Source organism: Gemmobacter sp. LW-1 (assembly GCF_001303875.1).
In the GTDB taxonomy this organism is placed as follows: Bacteria; Pseudomonadota; Alphaproteobacteria; order Rhodobacterales; family Rhodobacteraceae; genus Gemmobacter; species Gemmobacter caeni.
Window position 1 is genome coordinate 11,074 of record NZ_LJSC01000053.1, and the last position, 16,836, is coordinate 27,909.

General features: G+C 66.2%; 14 protein-coding genes. 7 read left to right on the forward strand and 7 right to left on the reverse strand.

What is annotated here, in order from left to right; genetic code table 11:
* Together AO684_RS22400 and coxB are read right to left on the reverse strand one after the other, a co-directional pair.
* On the reverse strand, positions 1-482 hold a 482-nt coding region (locus AO684_RS22400), incomplete at its 3' end, for a UbiA family prenyltransferase (RefSeq protein WP_369814605.1).
* A 77-nt stretch (positions 483-559) separates the two neighbouring features.
* Complete coding sequence (gene coxB / locus AO684_RS15990; RefSeq protein WP_054303740.1) at positions 560-1,447, reverse strand: cytochrome c oxidase subunit II; 888 nt, start codon at positions 1,445-1,447, stop codon at positions 560-562.
* A 175-nt stretch (positions 1,448-1,622) separates the two neighbouring features.
* On the opposite strand from coxB, the gene tldD reads away from it, so the two are divergent.
* Entirely contained in the window at positions 1,623-3,044 is a 1,422-nt protein-coding gene (gene tldD, locus AO684_RS15995) for a metalloprotease TldD (RefSeq protein WP_054303741.1), read from the forward strand.
* A gap of 170 nt (positions 3,045-3,214) precedes the next feature.
* Here tldD and AO684_RS16000 read toward each other — a convergent pair whose 3' ends face one another.
* Together AO684_RS16000 and AO684_RS16005 are read right to left on the reverse strand one after the other, a co-directional pair.
* Positions 3,215-3,694 (reverse strand): VOC family protein, encoded by a 480-nt coding sequence (locus AO684_RS16000; protein WP_054303742.1) that lies wholly within the window; start codon positions 3,692-3,694, stop codon positions 3,215-3,217.
* An 83-nt stretch (positions 3,695-3,777) separates the two neighbouring features.
* Entirely contained in the window at positions 3,778-6,117 is a 2,340-nt protein-coding gene (locus tag AO684_RS16005) for a Tex family protein (protein WP_152968449.1), read from the reverse strand.
* 252 nt (positions 6,118-6,369) lie between these two features.
* Here AO684_RS16005 and AO684_RS16010 point away from each other — a divergent pair, with 252 nt between their 5' ends.
* The 6 genes from AO684_RS16010 to AO684_RS16035 all read left to right on the forward strand — a co-directional run bounded on the left by AO684_RS16010 (position 6,370) and on the right by AO684_RS16035 (position 14,147).
* Positions 6,370-7,335 (forward strand): TAXI family TRAP transporter solute-binding subunit, encoded by a 966-nt coding sequence (locus AO684_RS16010; RefSeq protein WP_369814602.1) that lies wholly within the window; start codon positions 6,370-6,372, stop codon positions 7,333-7,335.
* Positions 7,336-7,425: 90 nt separating this feature from the next.
* Positions 7,426-9,516, forward strand: a complete 2,091-nt coding sequence (locus tag AO684_RS16015; RefSeq protein ID WP_054303743.1) for a TRAP transporter permease — start codon at positions 7,426-7,428, stop codon at positions 9,514-9,516.
* A 3-nt stretch (positions 9,517-9,519) separates the two neighbouring features.
* Positions 9,520-9,891, forward strand: coding sequence for a DUF1850 domain-containing protein (locus AO684_RS16020; RefSeq protein WP_054303744.1), 372 nt, complete (start codon positions 9,520-9,522; stop codon positions 9,889-9,891).
* The gene (lhgO, locus tag AO684_RS16025) at positions 9,888-11,087 is read left to right on the forward strand and encodes an L-2-hydroxyglutarate oxidase (RefSeq protein ID WP_054303745.1); all 1,200 of its coding nucleotides are present in this window, start codon (positions 9,888-9,890) and stop codon (positions 11,085-11,087) included. Before AO684_RS16020 ends, lhgO begins: the two co-directional genes overlap by 4 nt.
* Positions 11,088-11,094: 7 nt before the next feature.
* A complete protein-coding gene (locus AO684_RS16030) occupies positions 11,095-12,834 on the forward strand; it encodes an ATP-binding protein (RefSeq protein WP_054303746.1) in 1,740 nt (579 codons plus the stop codon).
* Entirely contained in the window at positions 12,831-14,147 is a 1,317-nt protein-coding gene (locus tag AO684_RS16035; RefSeq protein ID WP_054303747.1) for a sigma-54 dependent transcriptional regulator, read from the forward strand. The genes AO684_RS16030 and AO684_RS16035 overlap by 4 nt, the downstream gene beginning before the upstream one ends.
* Positions 14,148-14,150: 3 nt before the next feature.
* Here the strand turns inward: AO684_RS16035 and purU are convergent, their stop codons facing one another.
* The 3 genes from purU to AO684_RS16050 all read right to left on the reverse strand — a co-directional run bounded on the left by purU (position 14,151) and on the right by AO684_RS16050 (position 16,602).
* Positions 14,151-15,035, reverse strand: coding sequence for a formyltetrahydrofolate deformylase (purU, locus tag AO684_RS16040; protein ID WP_054303748.1), 885 nt, complete (start codon positions 15,033-15,035; stop codon positions 14,151-14,153).
* Between the two features lie 207 nt (positions 15,036-15,242).
* Entirely contained in the window at positions 15,243-15,578 is a 336-nt protein-coding gene (locus tag AO684_RS16045; protein ID WP_054303749.1) for an Hpt domain-containing protein, read from the reverse strand.
* Between the two features lie 19 nt (positions 15,579-15,597).
* The gene (locus AO684_RS16050) at positions 15,598-16,602 is read right to left on the reverse strand and encodes a PleD family two-component system response regulator (RefSeq protein ID WP_054303750.1); all 1,005 of its coding nucleotides are present in this window, start codon (positions 16,600-16,602) and stop codon (positions 15,598-15,600) included.
* Positions 16,603-16,836 lie beyond the last annotated feature (234 nt).

The following is a 16,836-nucleotide window of genomic DNA, read 5'->3' on the forward strand; positions in this document are numbered from 1 at the left end:
AAGGCCCCCGCCGCGCCGCCGATCACGATGTTCTGCGGGGTCGAGCGTTTCAGCCACATCGAATAGATGACGGCATAGAAGAAGATGGTGAAGGCCAGCAGCAGCGCGGCCAGCGTATTGGCGGCAAGCCACAGCATCATCACTGCAAGGCCCGACAGCGCCAGACCGAAACCCAGCGCCTCACCCGGCTGCACAAGGCCCGCCGGAATCGGGCGCCCCTTGGTGCGGCGCATCACCTGGTCGATATCGGCATCCCACCACATGTTCAGCGCGCCCGAGGCCCCTGCCCCCAAAGCGATGAACAACACGCAGGTGAAGGCCACCAGCGGATGCAGCGAGACCGGCGCGACCAGCAGGCCGACCAGCGCGGTGAAAACCACCAGCGACATGACACGCGGCTTCAGAAGCGCCACGAAATCACCGAAACCGGCTTCGGCCGGTCCGGTCTCGCTGCCGAGGCTGTTGGCGTGGATATCGCTCATATCCGGCTGTCCCCTGGTGGGATCGGGCGGCGGCACCCCGAAGGCCCGCCGCCCGACCGCAAAGTCACATCAGTCTATCAGTTGTTCGCGGCGACCTGCACGGCGGCAGGGGCGGCGATGGACGAGAGCTGCACATCGCCTGCCTTGGCCTTGGCGAGCCATTCGGCATACTTCGCCTCAGACACAACCTTGACGGTGATCGGCATATAGGCGTGGTCCTTGCCGCAGAGTTCCGAGCACTGACCGAAGAACACACCCTCGATGTCGGCTTTGAACCACAGCTGCGCCAGACGGCCCGGCACCGCGTCCTGCTTCACACCGAAGGCCGGAATGGTCCAGGAATGGATCACGTCGGCGCCGGTCACCTGCATCACGACGGTCTTGCCGACCGGCACGACCACGGCGGTATCCGTCGCCAGCAGGTAGTCGGTTTCATCGTAGCCGTATTGCGCCAGCTGGTCTTTCTCCAGCTTGAAGCTCTCGAAGGCGACCGGATCGGTGCCGTCATTTTCCGGGGTGATGCCGTCCTGCACATATTCATAGCCCCAGTACCACTGGTAGCCGGTCACCTTGATGGTGATGTCAGCCACCGGGATTTCCTGTTGCTTGAACAGGATCGGCAGCGAGTAGCCGCCGATGACCAGCAGAATGATGATCGGCACCACGGTCCACGCAATCTCGATGGGCGTGTTGTGGGTGAAGGTGGCGGGTTTCGGATTGGCGCGACGGTTGAAGCGGACAAAGCAGTAGACCATCAGCGCCGTCACGAAGAGCACGATGCCGGTGATGATCACCAGAATGAAGTGGTCGAGCCAGTGGATGTCGGCCGCGAGTTCCGTCGCCGCCGGCTGGAAGCCCAGCTTGCCGTCGACCGGACGGCCGAGCACCGGCAGGTCCTGAGCCAGGGCGGCGCCCGCGACGGCCATCGCAGCCACACCGGCAGCGAGACCCGAAAGGTTCTTCATGAGTCGCATCTTTCTATCCCGTTCGAAGTGCGGCTTATCGTCCGCTTTTCGGCCATGCCCGATGCCCGGGCAGAATCCCGTTGTTTCTGCTTGTGTTGAAACCATATTAGGCAGGAAACGACAAGCAAAACCGTGCGACACTCGGTCGCCGTTTGACATGGATCAAGGACTTCACATGACAGCCAACGCCTTCCGACCGTTCGACATGTCGCTGGATGAGGCGGCAGCGCTGGCCATACTGCGACAGGCTGTCGCAGGGGCTGAAGATGGCGAGCTGTTTCTGGAACGTCGCCGCTCCGAAGCACTGGTGCTGGATGATGGCCGGGTGAAAACCGCCTCTTATGATGCCTCCGAAGGGTTCGGACTGCGCGCCGTCCGGGGCGAGGTCGCAGGTTATGCCCATTCAACCGAAATCTCCGAAGCCGCCATGCGCCGCGCCTCCGAAACCGTGCGGCTGGCGGTGGGCGACGGCGGCGGCGTGATGGCCCCTCCCCCCAAGGGCACCAATGCACGGCTTTATACCGACGCCGATCCGATGCTGGACGCGAGCTTCGCCGCCAAGATCGACGTGCTGAAGGAAATCGACGCCTATGCCCGCGGCCTCGACCCGCGCGTGATCCAGGTTTCCGCTACAATCAGCGCCGGTTTGCAGGAGGTGGAGATCCTGCGCCCCGAGGGGCTGCGCGTCGCCGATGTGCGCCCGATGGCGCGGCTGAACATCTCGGTCATCGTCGAACAGGCGGGGCGGCGCGAGTCGGGCGGCATGGGCGGCGGCGGCCGCTTCGGCCTTGCCACCCTGCTTGACCCCGGCCACTGGCAACCTGTCGCACGCGAGGCGCTGCGCATCGCACTGGTGAACCTTGAGGCCGAACCCGCCCCGGCGGGCGTCATGGACATCGTGCTTGGCCCCGGCTGGCCCGGCATCCTGCTGCATGAGGCCATTGGCCACGGGCTTGAGGGCGATTTCAACCGGAAGGGCACCTCGGCCTTTGCCGGTCTGATGGGCCAGCGCATCGCCGCCCCCGGCGTTACCGTGCTGGACGATGGCACCCTGCCCGACCGTCGCGGCTCAATCTCGGTCGATGACGAGGGCACGCCCTCGAACCGCACTGTCCTGATCGAGGACGGCATCCTCACGGGCTACATGCAGGACCGCCAGAATGGCCGTCTGACCGGCACCGCCAGCACCGGCAACGGGCGGCGCGAAAGCTTCGCCCATATCCCGATGCCGCGCATGACCAATACCTATATGCTGGGCGGCGACACCGATCCGGTGGCGATCCTTGCCGATCTGAAAGACGGCATATGGGCCGTGGGTTTCGGTGGCGGGCAAGTCGACATCACCAACGGCAAGTTCGTGTTTTCCTGCACCGAGGCCTACCGGGTGAAGAACGGCAAGGTCGGCGCCCCGGTGAAAGGCGCCACCCTGATCGGCGACGGCGCCACCGCCCTGCGCAACATTCGCGCCATCGGCAATGACATGAAGCTCGACCCCGGCATCGGCAATTGCGGCAAGGCCGGGCAATGGGTTCCGGTGGGCGTGGGGCAGCCGACCCTGATGATCGGCGGGCTGACCATCGGCGGCTCGGCGGCCTGAGACGAAGAAAGGGGGGCTGTCTGCCCCCCTCTGAGCCTTCGGCTCATTCACCCCCCGAGGATATTTGCGGACAGAAAATGGACGAGTGGAACATCTGAAATTTTCTGTCGAAAAATATCCTCGGGGGTGAGCCCCGCAGGGGCGAGGGGGCAGACAGCCCCCTTTCCTCGTCAGCCACGTCGCGCGGCGTCAATAGCGGCGACGTCGATCCGGGTCATATCCATCATCGCGGCAAAGGCGCGCGCGGCCTCTGCGCCACCTGCGGCCAGCGCCTCGGTCAGGGTGCGGGGGGTGATCTGCCAGTTCATCCCCCAGCGATCCTTGCACCAGCCACAGGCACTTTCCCGGCCACCGTTCCCGACAATGGCATCCCACAGCCGGTCAGTTTCCGCCTGATCCTCTGTGGCGATCTGCAGGGAAAATGCCTCGGTCTGCGGGAAGGCGGGGCCGCCGTTCAGCCCGATGCAGGGCAGACCGCAGATGGTGAATTCCACCGTCAGCACATCCCCGGCCTTGCCCGAGGGGTAATCGCCCGGCGCGCGATGCACCCTGCCCATGTGGCTGTCGGGAAAGGTGGCGGCGTAAAACCGCGCCGCCGCCTCGGCCTCGCTGTCGAACCAGAGGCAGAGCGTTGCCTTGGGCTGTGTCATGGCCTGTCCTTTCGCAAGACTGTAAAAGTTCAGTCTCGCATCCTTTGAACAGGTTGCGAAGCGCCGTGATCAGGGATGAGCGGTCAGCGGCCGAACTTGCCCTTCAGCGCATCGGCAAAGGCATTGCCGCCCGCGCCGCCCGCCCCCCCTTTCGGACCCGAGGACATCGGCCCGCGTGGTGCGGGCTTGCCGCCCTTCGGCCCCTGCGGCCCGCGTTCGGCGGCGCGTTCCCGCGCACTGTCGCGGGCGTCGGCGCTGTCCTTGCGCATGGTCAGGCCGATGCGCTTGCGTGGCACGTCCACCTCGACCACGCGGACCTTCACCACATCCCCCGCCTTCACCACCTCATGCGGATCTTTCACAAAGCGGTCGGCAAGCTGGCTGACATGCACCAGCCCGTCCTGATGCACGCCAATATCCACAAAGGCACCGAAGGCCGCGACATTGGTCACCGTGCCTTCCAGCATCATGCCGGGTTTCAGATCCTTGATATCCTCCACCCCGTCGGTGAAGGTCGCCGTCCTGAAGCTCGGGCGCGGGTCGCGGCCGGGTTTTTCCAATTCCGACAGGATGTCCTGCACCGTGGGCAGGCCGAATTTCGCGTCGATGAAATCGCGCGGGTTCAGCCGTTTCAGGGCGGCGCTGTCCCCCATCAGGGCGCGGATGTCGCGGCCGCAGGCGGTGACGATGCGGCGCGCCACGTCATAGGCTTCGGGGTGCACCGAAGAGGCATCCAGCGGTTCCTTGCCGCCGGTGATGCGCAGGAAGCCCGCGGCCTGTTCAAAAGCCTTGGGCCCCAGCCGCGCGACCTTCAGAAGTTCGCGCCGGGTGGCGAAGGGGCCATTGGCGTCGCGATGCGCCACGATGCTTTCCGCAAGCCCCGGCCCCACGCCCGACACCCGCGCCAGAAGCGGCGCCGAGGCGGTGTTGAGATCCACCCCAACCGCGTTCACCGCGTCCTCGACCACCGCATCAAGCTGGCGGGCAAGGCGGTGCTGATCCACGTCATGCTGATATTGGCCGACACCGATGGATTTCGGTTCGATCTTCACCAGTTCCGCCAGCGGGTCTTGCAGCCGCCGGGCAATCGACACCGCGCCACGCAACGAGACGTCCAGCCCCGGAAACTCCTTCGCCGCCAGTTCCGACGCGGAATAGACCGAGGCACCGGCCTCACTCACCACCACCTTCACCGGCTTTTCGCCGGGCAGATGCGCCAGCAGGTCCGCCACCATCTTTTCCGTCTCGCGGCTGGCGGTGCCGTTGCCGATGGCAATCAGCTTGACCCCGTGTTTCGCGATCAGCTGCGCAATCGCCACCTGCGCGCCGCGCAGGTCGTTCTTCGGCTGGAACGGATAAACGGTATCGGTCGCCAGCAACTTGCCGGTCGCATCCACCACCGCCACCTTCACCCCGGTGCGGATGCCGGGATCGAGGCCCATCGTGGCCTTGCCGCCCGCAGGCGCAGCCAGCAGCAAATCCTTGAGGTTGCGGGCAAAGACGCGGATCGCCTCTTCCTCGGCCCGTTCGCGCAATTCGCCCATCAGATCGAGCGTCAGAGAGGTTTTCAGCTTCACCCGCCAAGCCCAGCTTGCCGCCTCGCGCAGCCATTGGTCGCCCGCCCCGGTGCTGCCCGCCTGAAGCGCGGCACCGCACATCCGTTCGGCGGGTGACTGGCCGCGCGGAGCCTCGGCATCAATTTCCAGATCGAGGGTCAGCACCCCTTCGTTGCGACCGCGCAGCATGGCCAGCACCCGGTGCGAAGGCGCAGTTTCCCATTTCTCGCGGTGATCGAAGTAATCCGAGAATTTGGCCCCTTCAGCCTCTTTCCCGGCGACCACGCCCGCCTTGATCTCGGACACCTGTTTCATGTGCCCGCGCAGACGGCCCAGCAGATCGGCGTTTTCGGCAAGGGCTTCCGCCACGATGTCGCGTGCGCCCTCCAGCGCGGCTTTCACATCCGGCACAGCCTCGGTGATGTAGCCCGCCGCCAGCGCGGCGGGATCGGCGGAACGGTCGGCCAGAATGGCCTCGGCCAGTGGGCCAAGGCCATTCTCGCGCGCGATCATGGCACGGGTGCGGCGCTTGGGCTTGTAGGGCAGATAGATGTCTTCCAATTCGGCCTTGGTCTCGGCCCTGGCGATGCTGGTGGCCAGATCATCGGTCAGCTTGCCCTGTTCGGTAATCGACCCGAGGATGGCCGCGCGCCGCGCCTCCATCTCGCGCAGATAGGTGAGGCGGTCGGCCAGCGTGCGCAACTGCGTGTCATCCAGCCCACCCGTCACCTCCTTGCGGTAGCGCGCGACGAAGGGCACCGTGGCGCCGCCGTCCAGCAGTTCGATGGCGGCCCCGACCTGCGCGGGCTGCGCCCCGATCTCGCGGGCGATGACAAGGGGAATGCGGCGCGCGGCGTCCTGAATCACTGATGGCTCCGTCAGAATGTGGGAGCGCGACCATAGCCCCGCCGCCCCCGAAGGCAAGAGCGGCCGCGCGCCGGATCTGGCGAAATCCCGCCGCGGCGCTGGCGGCGGATTGCGACGAAAGTGCCTGTCACGCGGCCGTGACCGGTTGTCAGGCCAGCCCGCTTTGTGGAACCCTTCGCCCGTTGACCCCGTGAGGAGACGGGGCCGAACCGGAGGCCGCAGCCGATGCGGCCCGCAATGGGAGGATACCACATGACGAAATCCATGGGCGGATTGCGCCGTTTCCGCATGGCCATGCTGGCCGGTGCCGTGGCGCTGAGCCCGGCCGCCGTGCAGGCCGACCAGTTCATCAACATCCTGACCGGAGGCACCTCTGGCGTGTACTACCCGATCGGGGTCGCGCTGTCGAAAATCTATGGCGACGGGATCGAGGGCGCCCGCACCCAGGTGCAAAGCACCAAGGCCAGCGTGGAAAACCTGAACCTCCTGCAACAGGGCAAGGGCGAATTTGCCATCGCGCTGGGCGACTCGGTCAAGATGGCCTGGGAGGGCAATGCCGACGCGGGCTTCAAGGCGCCGCTGGGCAAGCTGCGCGGCATCGCCGCCGCCTATCCGAACTATATCCAGATCGCAGCCTCGGCAGATTCGGGCGTCAAGACGCTGGCCGATCTGAAAGGCAAAAGCCTGTCGGTCGGCGCCGCGAAATCGGGCACCGAACTCAACGCCCGCGCCATCCTTGCCGCCGCGGGGATGAGCTATGACGATCTGGCCAAGACCGAATACCTGCCCTTCGCGGAATCGGTCGAACTGCTGAAGAACCGCCAGCTGGACGCGACGCTGCAATCGGCCGGTCTGGGGGTTGCCTCGCTGAAGGATCTGGCGACCTCGGTGCCGACGACCATCGTGGCCGTTCCCGCCGATGTGGTGGAAAAGATCGGCGCGCCCTATATTCCGGCCACCATCCCGGCGGGCACCTATGAGGGCCAGACCGAGGATGTGCCGACCGCCGCCGTGGTCAACTTCTTCCTCACGCATGAGGATGTGCCGGAAGAAACCGTCTACCAGATGACCAAGCTGATGTTCGAGCACCTGCCGCAGCTTGTGGCGGCGCACAAGGCAGCCGAGGCCATCTCGCTGGAAACGGCCACGCAGGGCATGCCGCTGCCGCTGCATCCGGGGGCCGAACGGTATTACCGCGAAGTCGGCCTGATCAAGTAATCCGGCCTGCCCGCTGCGATCACGGCGCGCGCCTTGCGGTGCGCGCCGGTTGCGCACCCCTGACCCCATTTCCCCCGAGGGCATGACGCCATGACCACCCCCTCTCCCGCCGCGGCCGAGGCTGCGAACGCCACATTTCACGATCCGCTGGCCGAAGGCTTTCCCCCCTCCGCGCAGGGCAGGCTGCTGTTCTGGATCGCCGTTGTCTTTTCCGCTTTCCAGATCGCCACTGCCGCGCATCTGATCGACATGCCAAGCCAGGTCGTGCGCGCCGTGCATGTGGGCTTCCTGATGCTGCTTGGCTTTCCGCTGCTGGCGCTGGCCAAAGGGGCCGCACCCTCGATCCGCCTGCTGGCCTGGGGTCTTGCGGCGGCCGGGGTCGCGGTCGCGTTCTACCAATGGTGGGAATATGTGCCGCTTCTGATGCGGGCGGGTGATCCGCTGCCGCGCGACATCGCCTTCGGGACGCTGGCCATCGCGCTGACCTTCGCCGCCGCCTGGGCCATGATGGGGCCTGCATTGCCCCTGATCGCGGGTATGTTCCTCGCCTATTGCCTGTTCGGCCAGCATCTGCCCGCGCCGCTGGATCATCGCGGCTATGATTACGCGCAGGTGATCGACCATATGGGCTTTGGCACCGAAGGTATCTATGGCGTGCCGACCTATGTAAGCTCCAGCTACATCTTCCTGTTCATCCTGTTTGGTGCCTTTCTGGAAAAGGCCGGGATGATCAAGCTGTTCACCGATGTCTCGCTGGGTCTTGTCGGGCACCGGATGGGCGGTGCGGCCAAGGTCGCCGTGTTGTCCTCGGGTCTGATGGGCACGATTTCCGGCTCGGGCGTCGCCAATGTGGTGACCACCGGGCAATTCACCATCCCGCTGATGAAGCGCTTCGGCTATCGCCCCGCCTTCGCGGGCGGGGTGGAGGCCACGGCCTCCATGGGCGGGCAGATCATGCCGCCGGTCATGGGCGCCGTCGCCTTCATCATGGCGGAAACGCTGGGCGTCGAATATGTCGAGGTGGTGAAGGCCGCGCTGATCCCGGCAATCCTTTATTTCGCCGCCGCCTTCTGGATGGTGCATCTGGAGGCGGGGCGGATGAACCTGAGGGGCCTGACGGCGGCGGAACTGCCCTCCCCCCGCAAGGCGCTGCGCGAGGGCTGGCACCTGATCCTGCCGCTGGCGGTGCTGGTCTGGCTGCTGTTTTCCGGCTACACGCCGCTGTTCGCGGGCACCGTGGGCCTCGGGCTGACGGTCATGCTGATCCTCGGCGCCTCGGTGGCGCTGGGTCTGCCGGCGGGGGCAATCCGCTATATCTTCTGGATCGGGCTGGGCCTCATCGCCGCCGCCTTCCTGAAATTCGGCATCCATATCGTCGCGCTGGCGGTGGCCGGGCTGGTGGTGGCGAATATCTTTGTCGCGGGAGGCCGCAAGACGCTGGCCGATGTGCGCGACGCGCTGGCCGATGGTGCCCGCACCGCGCTGCCGGTAGGCATCGCCTGCGCGCTGGTGGGCATCATCATCGGCACCATGACCCTGACGGGCGCCGCCAATACCTTCGGCCAGTTCATCGTGGGTGTCGGGGAAAAGAGCCTGTTCCTCAGCCTGATCCTGACCATGATCACCTGTATCGTGCTGGGCATGGGCATCCCGACCATCCCGAACTACATCATCACCTCCTCCATCGCGGGGCCTGCCCTGCTGGAACTTGGCGTGCCGCTGATCGTCAGCCACATGTTCGTGTTCTACTTCGGCATTCTGGCGGATCTGACGCCGCCGGTGGCGCTGGCCTGCTTTGCCGCCGCCCCCATCGCCAAGGAGCGCGGGCTGACCATCAGCCTCAACGCGGTGAAGATTGCGGCGGCGGGTTTCGTGATCCCCTTCATGGCGGTCTATACCCCCGCGCTGATGTTGCAGGATGGCGGGCCGCTGGCCTCGGAAATCGGCTATATTCCCGCCGTCGCCTATATCGTGCTGAAAGCGGTGCTGGCGATCGGGCTTTGGGGGGCTGCGGTCATCGGCTGGCTGGGCCACAGGCTCGCGGTGTGGGAACGCGTGCTGGCCATGGTGGCGGCAGCGGCGCTGATCGCGGCGCTTCCGGCCTCGGACCTCGCAGGCTTCGTGCTTTGCGCCGCTTTCGCCGCGCTGATGTGGCGCGCGCGCGGCGCCCGCCCGGCCTGAGCCATGGCAACCTGCCTGATCGCGGGGGCGATGACACTCGCCCTCGCCTCGCCCGGCTTCACACTGAGCTGGACGCATTCAGTTGAAAAGATCACCTGGCGCGAAAGCTGGGCCATCACCGGAACCGGGCTGCGGCTGGCCGAGGCCGCCGTCAAAGGCTCCGGCGCGGGGATGGAGCCGGGCGACGGCGCCGTCCTGCGCAACGGCTGGTGGGTCTGGGTGCCCGACCTGCCGGAACAGGCGGAGCTGCACCTCGCCGCCTCGGGCGCGACCGGCGCGGGCTGGCGGTTGTGTGACAGCGCCGGAACATGCCATGAGATCGGGGCAGCACCGGGCCGCGCCCTGCGCCTTGCCCCCTGCGGAGCGACCGAATGACCGAAACAGCCGATATTGCCATTCTGGGCGGCGGCATCGTTGGGCTGGCCACCGCGCTGACCCTGCAATCCCGCCTGCCCGGCGCGCGGATCGTGGTTCTGGAAAAGGAAGCCGCCCCCGCGCTGCATCAAACGGGGCGCAATTCCGGCGTGATCCATGCCGGGGTTTACTATGCCCCCGGCAGCCTGAAGGCCCGCTTCTGCCGGGAAGGTGCCGAGGCCACCCGCGCCTTCTGTGACGAACATGGCTTGCCCCATGAAACGACCGGCAAGCTGATCGTGGCGACGGACGAGGACGAACTGCCCCGCATGCGCGCCCTGCTGGCGCGCGCGCAGGCCAATGGCATCGCCATTTCCGAAATCGCCGCGACCGAGGCGCAGGAATGGGAGCCGAATATCCGTGTCGCCGGGGCGCTGTGGTCCCCCGATACCGGCATCGTGGATTTCGGCGCAGTGGCGCGGCGGATGGCTGATCTGTTCACCGCACGCGGCGGCGCGATCCGGCTGAACACCCGCGTCACCGCAGCCTCCGAAGATGCTGCCGGTATCCGGCTGACCACGCCTTCGGGCGAGGTTCATGCCGGGCGCGCGGTGATCTGCGCGGGGCTGCATGCCGACAGGATGGCGGCGGCGATGGGGCTGGACCCCGGCTTCCGCATCATCCCGTTCCGGGGTGAATATTTTCGCATCCGGAACCAGCCCGCCGATCTGGTGCGCCGGCTGATCTATCCGGTGCCGGACCCCGAACGCCCCTTCCTTGGCGTGCATCTGACGCGCAAGATGGATGGCGGGTTCACCGTGGGGCCGAATGCCGTGCTGGCCATGAAACGCGAAGGCTATGCCAAGACCGACATCTCGCCCGCCGATCTGGTGGCGACCTTCGGCTGGCCGGGGTTCTGGCGCATGCTGGGCCGCAACCTCGGCCCGGCGCTGTCCGAGCTTTCGGCCTCGGCCCTGCGGGGGCTTTATCTGAAGAAGGTGCAACGCTATTGCCCGCGTATCACCGGCGCCGACCTCACGCCCTATCGCGCGGGGGTGCGGGCGCAGGCGGTGGCACGCGACGGGAAGCTGATCGACGATTTCCTGTTCCTGCGCGGGCGGCATTCGCTGCATGTCTGCAATGCCCCCTCGCCCGCCGCCACCTCGGCCCTGCCCATTGGCGCCCATATCACCGATCAATTGCTGGCGGAGGGCTGAGCCACCCATGTCCGCACCCCGCCCGATCCTGCTGCCCGTCCTTGCCGCGATCCTCGCCGCCGCACTGGCTTTCGCGGCGGCGGAACGGCTGGGCTACCGGGCGGCGGCCGAGGGGCTGGACCAGTCGCTCTTGCTGACCGCACGCGCGGTGGAGGCCGAGATTGGCCGCTTCCGCGCCCTGCCCGATGTGGCGGGCGAGGATGCGCGCATCCGTGCCGCGCTGGCCGATCCCGCCGGGATTGGCGACGCGAACCTGTATCTGGAACGCATTGCCGCTCATACCGGGGCCGATATCTACCTCATCGCCGCCAATGGCCGCACCATCGCCGCGTCGAACTGGAACCGGCCGGAAAGCTTTGTCGGACAGGACTATAACTTCCGTCCCTATTTCCGCGATGCCATGGCAAGGGGTCAGGGCCAGTTCTATGCCATCGGCGTGACCACCGGCATTCCTGGCTATTTCCTGTCGCGCCGGATCGACAGCCCGCGCCGGGGCGTACTGGTGGTCAAGATCGACCTGCGACCCCTGCAGGCGACATGGCAGGCTGCCGGGCTGGAAACCGCGCTGGCGGATGCCGATGGCATGGTGTTTCTCTCGGGCCGCGCAGACTGGCTCTACCGCCCGCTTTCGCCGCTGCCGCAGCCTGTTCTGGACAGGGTCGCACGCGAACGCACCTGGGTCGGCACCGATCCCGCCGGGACGACGCCCCTGTTGCGCGCCGATGCGCCGGACGGCTTTCTGGGCGGCGCGGGCTGGATCGGGCGCGACACGCCGCTGCCCGCTGAAGGCTGGCGCCTGATCGCCGCCACCCCTTCCGCCACCATCACCGCCATGGCTGCCGTCTGGGCGGCGGTGGCGGCCCTGGCAACGCTTGCGCTGGCAGGGGCCGCGATGGTCTGGCAGCAGCGGCGGCAGATCCTCGCGCTGCGGCTGTCGCAATCGGAACGGCTGGAGGCGATGGTGACGGAACGCACCGCCGATCTGGCGCGCGAGGTCGAGGCACGTCGGCAGGCCGAGAACGACCTGCGCGCGGCGCAGGAAGGCCTGATCCATGCCGAGAAGATGGCTGCCCTTGGCCGCATGTCTACCGCCATCGTGCATGAGATCAGCCAGCCGCTTGCCGCGATGGAGGCGACGCTGACGGCGGCGGAAATCACGCTGCCCGCCGGTGAAAGCCGCACCGCCCCGCGCCTCGCCACCGCCAAGGGTCTGATCCGCCGCATGCAGCGCACCATCAAGCATCTGAAAAGCTTTGGCCGGAAAGAGCCGGGTGAGCGGCGGCTGACCGATCTTGGCCCGGTCATCGCCTCGGCCATCGAACTGGTCACGCCGCGCGCCCGTGCCGTCGGGGTCAACCCGGTTTTCGTGGCACCGGATGTGCCGCAACTGGTGATGGCGGGCGTGGTGCGGATGGAACAGGTGGTGGTGAACCTGCTTTTGAACGCACTGGACGCGGTGGAAGGCTGCACGGCCGCCGCGATCACCGTGACGCTGGACAGCACCGGCGAAACCGTCCGCATCCGCGTCACCGACACCGGCCCCGGCATCGCGCCGGAGGATCTGCCCCGCGTGGCCGAGCCGTTCTTTTCCACCAAGCCCGGCGGCGCGGGGCTGGGCCTTGGCCTGTCGATCTGTCGCGCCATCGTTGGCGAGTTCGGCGGCGCGCTGACGCTGATCTCGGAACCCGGTCGCGGCACCGAGGTCACCGTCACCCTGCCCGCCGCAACTGCCGAGGCCGCCGCATGACCCCCGCGCCCCTGTTCATCGTCGAGGATGACACCGATCACCTTGCCGCGCTTTGCGATCTGCTGGATGCGGCGGGCCATGCGCCGCAGGGATTTTCAAGCGCGACAGCCGCACTGGCTGCGCTGGACACCGCGACGCCCGCGCTGATCCTCACCGATCTGCGGATGCCGGGCATGGATGGCATGGCGTTCCTGCGCGCGGTGAAGGCCCTGCCGGAACGGGATCTGCCGGTCATCATGCTGACCGGCCACGGCGACGTGGTGCATGCGGTAGAGGCGATCCGGGCCGGGGCCGAGGATTTTCTGGAAAAGCCCTATGATGCGGCGCATCTCGTCATGGTCATCGCGCGGGCGCTGGCGGCGCGGGCCACACGGGCCGAGGTGGCGCGGCTGCAAGGTGCGCTGGCCGGGGACGGGCCGGAAATCCTTGGTGAAAGCCGCCCCATCCGCGCCTTGCGTGATCGCATCGCGGCGCTGGCGCCGCTGGATATTGACGTGGTGATCACTGGTGAGACCGGCACCGGCAAGGAACTGGTGGCCCGCGCCCTGCATGACGGCAGCCCGCGCGCGCGCGGCCCCTATGTCGCGGTGAACTGCGCCGCCCTGCCTGACAGCATGGTGGAAACCCTGATGTTCGGTCATGCCGAGGGCGCCTTTCCCGGCGCCGGCCCCGCCCGCCCCGGCAAGCTGGAGGCAGCGCAGGGTGGCACGCTGATCCTTGACGAAGTGGAGGCGCTGGCGCCCCCCGCACAGGCAAAGCTTCTGCGCGCGCTTCAGGAACGCAGCGTCGAGCGGCTGGGCGAGTTAACCGCACGGGCGCTGGACCTGCGGGTGATCGCCATATCGAAAACCGATCTGCGGGCGGCGGCACAGGCGGGCAGTTTCCGCCCCGATCTGTTTTACCGCCTTGCAGGCGCCGAAATCGCCACGCCACCCTTGCGCGAAACGGGCGAGGATATCGCGCTGATCTTCAGCCATTACGCCCAGCTTGCCGCGCGCCGCTATGGCCGCCCCGACCCGGAGCCGGGCTGGGCCTTCCGGCGCGAGTTGCTCAGGCGCGGCTGGCCCGGCAACATGCGCGAACTGAAAGCGGCGGCGGAGGCCTTTGCGCTGGGCCTGCTGGATCTGCGCGCCGACGACACGCCCGCCCTGCCCGATACCACGCTGGCCGACCGGGTGGCGGCCTTCGAGGCGCGCGAAATTGCCGCCGCGCTGGACCGTTTTCGCGGCAATACCCTGCGGGTGGCCGATCATCTGGGCCTGCCGCGCCGCACCCTGAACGACAAGATGCGGCGCTACGGTCTGGGCGGCTGAGCCTCAGCCCATCCGTTCCGAGGCGTAAGACCCCGGCGAGGCCGGGAAGACCACGGTCTTGTTGCCATTCATGAAGGAACGGTGGTGGATATGGGCATGGATCGCCCGCGCCAGCACCTGCGCCTCGACATCGCGGCCAAGGCTGACGTAATCCTCGGCGCTTTGCGCATGGGTGATGCGCACGATGTCCTGCTCGATGATCGGGCCTTCATCCAGATCGGCGGTCACGTAATGCGCCGTCGCCCCGATCAGCTTCACGCCGCGTTCGTAAGCCTGCTTGTAGGGATTGGCGCCCTTGAAGGACGGCAGGAAGGAGTGGTGGATGTTGATGATCTTGCCCGACATCTTCTTGCACAGCGCATCCGACAGCACCTGCATGTAGCGCGCCAGCACCACAAGCTCGGCCCCGGTATCCTCGACCACCGCCATCAGCTGCGCCTCGGCCTGCGGCTTGTTGTCCTTCGTGACCTTGATGCAATGGAACGGCAGGTCATGGTTCACCACGACCTTCTGATAGGTCATGTGGTTCGACACCACGCCCACGATGTCGATGGGCAGCGCGCCGATGCGCCAGCGATACAGCAGGTCGTTCAGGCAGTGCCCGAAGTTCGACACCATGAGCAGCACCTTCATGCGCTCGGCCTGATCGTGGATTGCCCAGTCCATCGCGAAGGGTTCTGCCACGGCGGCAAAGCCCTCGCGCAGCGCAGCCAGCGCGGCGCCGGTTTCGGGACGGAAGCTGATGCGGGCAAAGAACTTGCCGGTCAGCGCATCGTCGAATTGCGCGGAATCGGTAATGTTGCAGCCGCTGTTCGCAAGAAAAGTGGAAACCGCCGCAACGATCCCACGACGGGATTCGCACTGCACGGTCAGCACATAGGTGGTCATGCCGGATGTCCTTTCAGGAGGAGGAGGGACGGAACCGGGGACATCCGGCGCCGACGGAGGCCGGGACGGCGCACCCCTGCCCGCCCGAGATCCGTCTTCAGGGATATCACGATCCCCTCCTGCGACAAGATGTCCAAACGACACCCTCTCGCCTGCAATCGCCATGTGCTCCGGTCGGGAAACCTGCCGGGGCGGAAGCCCCGCGATTCAGCCCTGCACGATCAGGGCCATTTCGCCCAAAAGATCGTCGATTTCATCCAGAAGCGCCGCAGGGGGACGCAGGGCGCTGGTGCTGCGGTGGCTCTGAATCGCCAGTTCGGTCTGGCGCGAGAGTTGCCCCAGATCCCCGAACCCCATGGTCGCCGCAAGCCCGGCGATACGGTGCGCGCCTTGCATCAGTTCGTCCAGCAGCGGGCGCGCATCGGCCGCGCTGTCGATCTCGTCGCGCAGCGCGTCAAACCGATCCAGCCGCGCCGAAAGATCGGCCAGAAACCGCGGGCGGATTTCGGCGATCTTGCGGGCGATGATTTCGGCCTGTTGCATGGCGCTCCTCTTGCGACCGTCAGAATGCCATCGAGAAAACGCGCGAGAACAGGCTGCGGGCCGTCGACGGACGGGCATGGCGCACGCCCGGCTTCGGCTGGTTCCAGGTCAGATCCTCGACCGCGCGCTGCATCTTGGCCACGGCATCGCGGCCCGATTTCGTGATGCCCACGGAAATCGGCTTGCCGACCGCCACGCGCACCTCGATGGGCTGCTGCTTGTCGTCGATCAGGTCCAGCTGGTCGATCAGCACATTGATCATCATTTCAATGTCGTCGAAATCGTGCTGTTCCGCAAAGGCGATGACACCGGCGAAGGCGCCGTTGCCCGCGTAGGCCATGATGCATTCGGTCTGTGCCAGCGCCGACAGCGCACATTCCGCGACATCGGCAAGGATATCGCGGAACAGCATGGGCGAGCAGCGGGTATAGATGTCGCCGACATCGACGATCCGCATGGCCAGCACGCTGGTTGCGAAGAAATCGCCGCGCGACAGTTGCAGAAGGTAATTCTGCAACGCCATGTAGTCGATCAGCCCGTCCACATCTTCCAGCACCACGGGCTCGGACAGAGCGGCACGATACCGTTCCTCAAGCTGCGCGTTCAGCGCCTTGATCTGAAGGCTGCTTTCGCGCACCTGCCGCGTGCTCTGATACTGGCGCTCGGCCAGACGCACGCGCGTCACCACTTCGACCGGATCGAAGGGCTTGGTGACGTAATCCGACGCCCCGGCCTTGAACGCGGCGTCGATGAAGGTTTTTTCGCTCATCGAGGTGATCATCAGGATCGGCGCGGTCTGATATTGCGGGATCTTGCGAATCCAGCGGGCCAGTTCGATCCCGGTCACGCCCGGCATCATGATATCCAGCAGAAACCCATCGAACGGCTCGGTGGATTTGGTGATGATCTCGGCCGCTTCCTTTGCATCGCCAGCAGTCACGATATTCCCGTAACCATTCGCCTGAAGCGTGGTCTTGAGAAGTTCGAGGATCAGCGCGTCATCGTCGACAGCAAGTAGTCTCATCGGATTGTGCCCAGCCAGAGGGATGCTTTCGCATCTGCCCGCCAGCACACATGGCCGGACAGATGTCTCAACTTACTCTCCTGAAAATTGTGTGTATTTGCGGCCACAATATGGCAGAGTGGTACAAATTTCCGGGATTTTCCCGCCCGCCCGGAATACCGCAGAAATGCCAGATTTATGCCTCCCCAGAGACATGAAGCGGCAAATCTTGAAACCGGAGCTTTCAGACCGCAA